We start from the raw sequence: 6897 nt of genomic DNA, 5'->3' as shown, positions 1-6897 counted from the left end.
CCCATCCTTACGGGGAGAGGGGGTGGGTGAGGGGCGGCGCGACGCCGACAAGGTTGTCGCCACGCTCGACGTACCACTCGGGCCGGAGATCGGCCAATGCTGCGGTGGCCGCGTCGAAGTGCTGATCCGGCTCGTCGATGCGGCGCTGGCGCAGGAACTGGTCACGGTGGCCGAAGCCGAGGAGACCCATCTACCTCACCTCTACCTCTTCGGTGGCGGCCATGTCGGCCAGGCGCTGGCCTCTGCAACGGCCTTGTTGCCGGTGCATGTCGTCGTCGTCGAGACGCGGGCCGAGGCGCTGGAGGGCATGCCGGAAAGGGTTGAGACAAGGCTGACGCCGATGCCCGAGGCTGTCGTGCGCGAGGCGCCCGCGGGAGCCGCCTTCGCCATCCTTACCCACGACCATGCGCTGGATTTCCTGATCGTCGCCGAGGCGCTGAAGCGCAACGACACCGCCTATGTCGGCATGATCGGCTCGAAGACCAAGAAGGCGACCTTCAGGAACTGGTTCCTGAAGTCGGCGGAAGGCAGCGAGGCGGAATTCGCCCGCCTCGTCTCGCCGATCGGCGGCGATGCCGTCAGGGACAAGCGCCCGCAAGTGATCGCAGCACTTGCCGCCGCCGAGATCATGACGGCGCTGGTTTCTCACTCGACATCGATGCCAAGCCCGGCTTTCCACGGGAAAGCGATGGCCGAGTAACCTCAACCGGCTTTTCCATGGGTGAACGGAGAACGTCGGTGCGTGCGGTGCTTGCCCCTATGCGGGCCATTTCAGACCGAGATGCTCGCGCAAGGTGCGGCCTTCGTATTCGGTGCGGAACAGGCCACGCCGCTGCAATTCCGGCACCACGAGCGTGGCAACGGCATCGAGTTCGCCAGGAAACCAGGACGGCATGACGTTGAAGCCGTCGGCAGCATTGCCCTCGAAGCGAGCCTGCAGTTCGTCGGCGATCTGCACCGCCGTTCCGACAATACGCCAGTGACCACGCGCGCCGGCGAAATGGCGCGCAAGCTGGCGGATCGAAAGGTTGTCGCGGCGCGATTGCTCGATGACCAGCGCCTGCCGGCTTTTCATCCCCTCGCTCACCGGCAATTCCGGCAGCGGCCCGTCGATCGGATAGCGTCCGAGATCGGAGATGCTGAGATAGCTGGACAGCAGCGCGACGCCGACATCGTCGGGGATGAGCTCCTGCAATTCCTCGTATTTCTCGCGGGCTTCCGTTTCCGTTTCCGCCACCACCGGGGCAACGCCCGGCATGATCTTGATGTCGTCGGGATCGCGCCCGTAAGCCGCCAGCCGCCCCTTGAGATCGTCATAGAAGGCCTTCGCTTCCTCGAAAGTCTGCGCCGCCGTGAACACCACATCGGCGGTGCAGGCGGCAAGGTCCCGGCCGACGTCCGAGGCGCCCGCCTGGACCATCACCGGCGCGCCCTGTGGCGAACGCGGCAGGTCCAGCGGCTCGCGAACCGAAAAGCTCTGGCCGTCGTGGCCAGATACGGAAGCGCCATCGAGCTTGCCGTGCCAAAGTCCGGTTACCACTTCGGAGAATTCCCGCGCCCGCTCGTAGCGGTCGGCATGGGGCTTGAGGCCCGTAGAGCCGAAATTGGCGGCTTCGATGGGGCTGGCCGAGGTGACCAGGTTCCAGCCGGCCCGCCCACCGCTCAGATGGTCGAGCGACAAAAAGGTCCGCGCCAGTCCATAGGGTTCGTTGTAGCTTGTCGACGCCGTCGAGACGAGGCCGATGCGCTCGGTCTGCACGGCGAGAGCCGAGAGCAGGCTGATCGGCTCGAAGCCGATCGAACGCGAGGTCTGGCTGGCGATGCCGACATTGGCCTCCCGCAGGCCGGCTGCGTCCTCGCAGAAGATCATGTCGAACTTCGCCGCTTCCGCCGTGCGCGCCAACTGGATGTAGTGGTCGATGTCGATGCCCGCCGTCACATGCGCCTTGGGATGGCGCCAGGCGGCGATATGGTGGCCTGTCGCCCACAGGAAAGCGCCGAGCTTCATCTGACGCGAGGTGCCGGTCATCGGTCGCCTCCGGCAAGTCCGAGATGCGAGCGCAGCGTTGACCCGCGATAGCTCTGTCGAAACAGGCTGCGGCGGCGCAATTCCGGCAGTACGCGGTCGACGAAATCATCGAGTGCCGAGGCCGGCAGCAGGATGTTGAACCCATCGCAGCTTTCCGACCGGAAAAATGTATCGAGCCTGTCGACGATCACATCGCCCCTGACATTCATCAGTACCTTGACCGCCTCCGGTTCACGTCCGCACGCGGCGGCACGGCGCTTCAGATCGTGACAATGCAGCTTGGTATCCTCCGCCGATCCGTCGTCCAGCAGGATGACATCGGCCGCGCGGGCGGCGATATCCATATCGGGTTCCGACAGGCCGGACAGGACGAGCACAGGCATATCCTGCGGTGAGCGCGCAACATTGAGCGGTCCGCGCACGGAAAAATACCCGCCCTTGTGGTCGAGCAGATGCATCTTTTCGGGGTCGTGAAAGCGGCCACCGCTTTTGTCGAACAGCAGCGCGTCCGCCTCCCAGCCATTCCACAGGCCTTGAACGATGCCGATATATTCTTCCGCGCGGCGGCGAAAGTCGTCGGCGGAAAATCCTTCGGATCGGCTGAAATTGGCCGCCTCGCGCGGATCCTGGGCCATAGTCGCGCTCCAGCCGGCGCGGCCGTGGCTGATAATGTCGAGCGAAGCAAAGCGGCGCGCCAGATTGTAGGGTTGATGGGCGACCGTCGATGCCGCTGCGACGAGGCCGATCCTGCTTGTCACTGTCGCCAGTGCCGCCAGCAAAGTCGTTGCTTCGAACGGGCTGCTCGATCCGACGCTGCCGGGCACTCGGTCGGCAAGGACAACCATGTCCAGCCCAGCCGCTTCCAGCTGCCGGACAAAGCCGGCTATGACGCCTGGAGTTAGCTCGGTGGCCTGGCCGGTTGCGGAAGCAATGTTGAGCGAAACGGCGAGATGCATGGTGGTCTTGCTCGTCAGGAATGGTCGGCCGCGCCCATAGGCGGTGTACGCGAACCTAAGTTCGCCTCCGTTTAAGGCAATCCCTTTGGGTGGGCCAGCAGCCCATCACTTGCCGGCCAGCCCTCATTTGCCAGCAAGAATATCCTTGATCAGCCGCTGGCAGCGCTCGGCCATGAAATCGAGCAGCAGCCGCACTTTCGGGTCCTGCAGCTTCTTGTGCGGGTAGACGGCGGCGAACTGCACCGGCGTCGGCGGCGTATTGGCGAGGATCACCTTCAGCCGCCGGTCGCGGATGAACGGCTCGACCTCGAAACGCGGCTTGTTGATGATGCCACGGCCCGACAGCGCCCAGCCGGTCAGCACGTCGCCATCATCGGTGTCGTAGGGTCCGTGCACCTCGAATTTCCGCGGGCCGTCCGCCGTCTGCAGCGTCCACACATATTCGCGCGCGCCGGAATAGCGCAGCATCAGGCAGTCGTGCTTCTTGCCGATCAGTTCCTGCGGCTCGGCCGGTTCGCCGCGCGCCTCCAGATATTTCGGCGCCGCCACCAGTACCCGCTCGCATTCCATGATGCCGCGCATCCTGAGGCTGGAATCCTCGATGATGCCGAGCCGGAAGGCGACGTCGATGCCTTCCTTCATGATGTCGACATTGTGATCGGAGAGCCTGAGCCGTACCTCGATATCCGGGTATTTGTCGTGGAAATCGGGAATGCCGGACGCCACAAGCCGGCGGCCGAGACCCAAGGGCGCCGTGACGCGAATGGTACCGCGCGGCTGGCCGGACAGCGCCGACACCGCGGCTTCCGCCTCGGTGATCGCTTCCAGAACCTGCTTGGCGCCCGAGTAAAAAACCGTGCCGTGCTCGGTCGGCATCAATTGCCTGGTCGTGCGGTTGAACAGCCTGACGCCAAGGTGCTTCTCCAGCTCCTTGATGCGGTTGGAGGCGACCGCCGGCGAGATGCGCATGTCGCGCCCCGCCGCCGAGAGGTTGCCGAGCTCGACGACGCGGACGAAGACGGCGATGTTGTCGAGATAGGCCATGTGGCTTCCGTGACTCTCATGCGGCTACGTGGGATCAACCTGGTGCATGACCCCGAAAATCGGAATCGATTTTCGGAAAGGATTCATGCGCCAGATAAAAAGTTCTACAGCGTCCTTTGCGCGCCTAAAGGGACGCGCGGCGCTGTAGTATTTTCCATTTTTTTTGAAAGTCATCGTGCAGCTCAGCCCTTTCCGTTTACGCTCCAGTCCGTAAAGTCTCCTCACCGGCAGGGACGACTTCAATGATGGATTTCGCGATTTTCTGGGACTGGCTGAGTTTCGCCGTGCGCTGGCTGCATGTCATCACCGGCATCGCCTGGATCGGCTCGTCCTTCTATTTCGTCGCGCTTGATCTCGGTCTGCGCCAGCGTCCGGGCATGCCGGCCGGCGCTTCTGGCGAAGAATGGCAGGTGCATGGCGGCGGCTTCTACCACATCCAGAAATATCTGGTGGCGCCGGCCGAAATGCCCGAGCACCTGATCTGGTTCAAATGGGAATCCTACGCCACCTGGCTGTCGGGTTTCGCCATGCTGTGGGTGGTCTATTATGCCGGCGCCGACCTTTTCCTGATCGACCCCAACGTGTTGCCGATGTCGGTGCCGGTAGGCATCCTGCTGTCGATGGCAACGATCGGCGTCGGCTGGGTGGTCTATGATCTTCTCTGCCGCTCGCCCCTCGGAAAAAGCGACACCGGCCTTATGCTGGTGCTCTACGGCGTGCTGGTGTTCATCGCCTGGGGACTCACCCACCTGTTCACCGGCCGCGCCGCCTTCCTGCATCTCGGCGCCATCACCGCCACGATCATGTCGGCCAATGTCTTCTTGGTCATCATCCCCAACCAGAAGATAGTCGTCGCCGACCTGATCGCCGGCAGGAAGCCCGACCCGAAATACGGCAAGATCGCCAAGCAGCGCTCGCTGCACAACAATTACCTGACGCTGCCGGTCCTGTTCCTGATGCTGTCGAACCACTATCCGCTGGCTTTTGGTACTGAGTTCAACTGGGTCATCGCCTCGTTGGTGTTCATCATCGGCGTTTTGATCCGACACTATTTCAACACCGTCCATGCGCGCAAGGGCAACCCGACCTGGACCTGGCTCGCTGCCGCCATCCTGTTCGTCATCATCATCTGGCTGTCGACGGCGCCCAAGGTGCTGACCGGCCAGGCGAAGGCGTCCTCGGCAGCGCAGGCCTATGTCGCCTCGGCGGATTTCCCCGCCGTGCGCGATATCGTGCTTGGACGCTGCTCGATGTGCCACACGCAGGAGCCGGTCTATGAAGGTATCTACCATGCGCCGAAAGGGGTAATGCTCGATACCGATGCGACCATAGCCGAGCATGCCCGCGAAATCTATTTGCAGGCCGGCCGCAGCCACGCCATGCCGCCTGCCAATGTCACCGAGATCAGCGACAAAGAGCGGGCGCTGCTGGTGACCTGGTTCGAAGGCGCAGGGAAATAGCATGACTTCCATACTTTTGCGCGGCCGCACGCTGTCCTTCCTGCGCTGGCCCGAGACCATCGATGATCATTCCGCCTGGCGCTATGAGGAAGACGGCGGCCTGCTGATCCGCGACAGCCGGATTGTTGCCGCCGGCGCCTATGCCGAGGTCGAGAAACAGGCCGGCGAACGGACCAAAAAAATCGACCACCGGCCGCATCTGCTGTTGCCGGGCTTCATCGATGCGCATGTGCATTTTCCTCAGATGCAGGTCATCGCATCCCATGGCGCTGAGCTGCTCGACTGGCTGAACACCTACACTTTTCCCGAGGAAACGAAATTCCAGAACGCCCAGCACGGCCGCCGCATCGCCAGGCTGTTCCTTGACGAGATGGTCCGCCATGGCACGACGACGGTCGCGGCCTATTGCTCGGTGCACAAGGCCTCGGCCGAGGCCTTCTTTGCCGAGTCGCATCACCGCAACATGCTCAACATCGCCGGCAAGGTGATGATGGACCGCAATGCGCCTGAAGGCGTGCTCGACACGCCGCAATCGGGCTATGACGACACCAAGGCACTGATCAGGGAATGGCACGGCAAGGGGCGCCAGCTTTATGCCATCACGCCGCGCTTTGCCATCACCTCGTCGCCGGAGCAGCTGGAGATGGCGGGCGCGCTCTGCCGCGAGCATCCCGATCTGCACATGCAGACGCATCTGTCGGAAAACCACGCCGAGATCGCCCTTACGCAGGATCTCTACCCCTGGTCGCGCGACTACACCGACATCTACGCCCATTACGGGCTGCTGGGTAAAAGGAGCCTGCTCGGCCATTGTATCCATCTGTCGGAACGCGAGGCCGATGCGATTTCGGCCTCGGGCTCGGTTGCCGTCTTCTGCCCGACATCGAACCTGTTCCTCGGCTCTGGCCTGTTCGACTATCAGCGCTTCCGCAGGCGTGACAAGGCACTTCGCATCGCCGCCGCCACCGATGTCGGCGGCGGCACCAATTACTCGATGCTGCGCACCATGGACGAGGGCTACAAGGTCATCGCGCTGAACGGCGAGAAGCTCAATCCGTTCCAGTCCTTCTGGCAACTCACCCGCGGCAATGCCGAGGCGCTGTCGGTCGTGGAAATGGTTGGCACGCTGGACCTGGACACTGACGCCGACATCGTCGTGCTCGACGCGCGCGCCACGCCAGCGATGCGGCTCAGGATGGAAACCATTGAGTCTTTGGCGGAGGAACTGTTTCTCCTGCAGACATTGGGCGACGACCGCGCCGTGCGCGAGGTCTATGTCGCGGGCCGGGCGGCGAAGAGCGACATGATCGCAGGGTGAACCCCCTCACCCGGATTGCCCCGAATTGCGAAGAGCAATTCGGGGCAATCCGACCTCTCCCCGAGGGGAGAGGAGTTCGTCGGCGTTGAT

6 protein-coding genes are annotated in these 6897 nt (G+C 63.1%); 3 read left to right on the top strand and 3 right to left on the bottom strand.

The window, feature by feature from the left end; translation table 11 throughout:
* A partial coding sequence (gene xdhC, locus MESS2_RS02900; protein ID WP_040591940.1) for a xanthine dehydrogenase accessory protein XdhC occupies positions 1-700 on the top strand: 700 nt, incomplete at its 5' end.
* A 57-nt stretch (positions 701-757) separates the two neighbouring features.
* Here the strand turns inward: xdhC and MESS2_RS02895 are convergent.
* From MESS2_RS02895 to MESS2_RS02885, 3 genes are all read right to left on the bottom strand, one after another.
* Positions 758-2029, bottom strand: a complete 1272-nt coding sequence (locus MESS2_RS02895; RefSeq protein WP_008872567.1) for an LLM class flavin-dependent oxidoreductase — start codon at positions 2027-2029, stop codon at positions 758-760.
* Complete coding sequence (locus tag MESS2_RS02890; protein WP_008872566.1) at positions 2026-2985, bottom strand: LLM class flavin-dependent oxidoreductase; 960 nt, start codon at positions 2983-2985, stop codon at positions 2026-2028. The genes MESS2_RS02895 and MESS2_RS02890 overlap by 4 nt, the downstream gene beginning before the upstream one ends.
* Before the next feature lie 123 nt (positions 2986-3108).
* On the bottom strand, positions 3109-4029 hold the full coding sequence (locus MESS2_RS02885; protein WP_008872565.1) for a LysR family transcriptional regulator: 921 nt from the start codon (positions 4027-4029) through the stop codon (positions 3109-3111).
* Between the two features lie 242 nt (positions 4030-4271).
* On the opposite strand from MESS2_RS02885, the gene MESS2_RS02880 reads away from it, so the two are divergent.
* Together MESS2_RS02880 and guaD are read left to right on the top strand one after the other, a co-directional pair.
* Complete coding sequence (locus MESS2_RS02880; protein ID WP_008872564.1) at positions 4272-5489, top strand: urate hydroxylase PuuD; 1218 nt, start codon at positions 4272-4274, stop codon at positions 5487-5489.
* Between the two features lies 1 nt (position 5490).
* Positions 5491-6807 carry a guanine deaminase gene (gene guaD, locus MESS2_RS02875; protein WP_008872563.1) on the top strand — a complete coding sequence of 439 codons (1317 nt, stop codon included), beginning with the start codon at positions 5491-5493 and terminating at the stop codon, positions 6805-6807.
* Positions 6808-6897: the final 90 nt, after the last annotated feature.

Source organism: Mesorhizobium metallidurans STM 2683, from assembly GCF_000350085.1.
Classification (GTDB): domain Bacteria; phylum Pseudomonadota; class Alphaproteobacteria; order Rhizobiales; family Rhizobiaceae; genus Mesorhizobium; species Mesorhizobium metallidurans.
Note: the sequence above shows the minus strand (reverse complement) of the source record. Positions and strands in the feature narration are given on the sequence as shown.

Coding starts and splice junctions, on each gene's coding strand:
- MESS2_RS02895 (WP_008872567.1), bottom strand. CDS start 2,029: ATGACCGGCACCTCGCGTCAGATGAAGCTCGGCGCTTTCCTGTGGGCG.
- MESS2_RS02890 (WP_008872566.1), bottom strand. CDS start 2,985: ATGCATCTCGCCGTTTCGCTCAACATTGCTTCCGCAACCGGCCAGGCC.
- MESS2_RS02885 (WP_008872565.1), bottom strand. CDS start 4,029: ATGGCCTATCTCGACAACATCGCCGTCTTCGTCCGCGTCGTCGAGCTC.
- MESS2_RS02880 (WP_008872564.1), top strand. CDS start 4,272: ATGATGGATTTCGCGATTTTCTGGGACTGGCTGAGTTTCGCCGTGCGC.
- guaD (WP_008872563.1), top strand. CDS start 5,491: ATGACTTCCATACTTTTGCGCGGCCGCACGCTGTCCTTCCTGCGCTGG.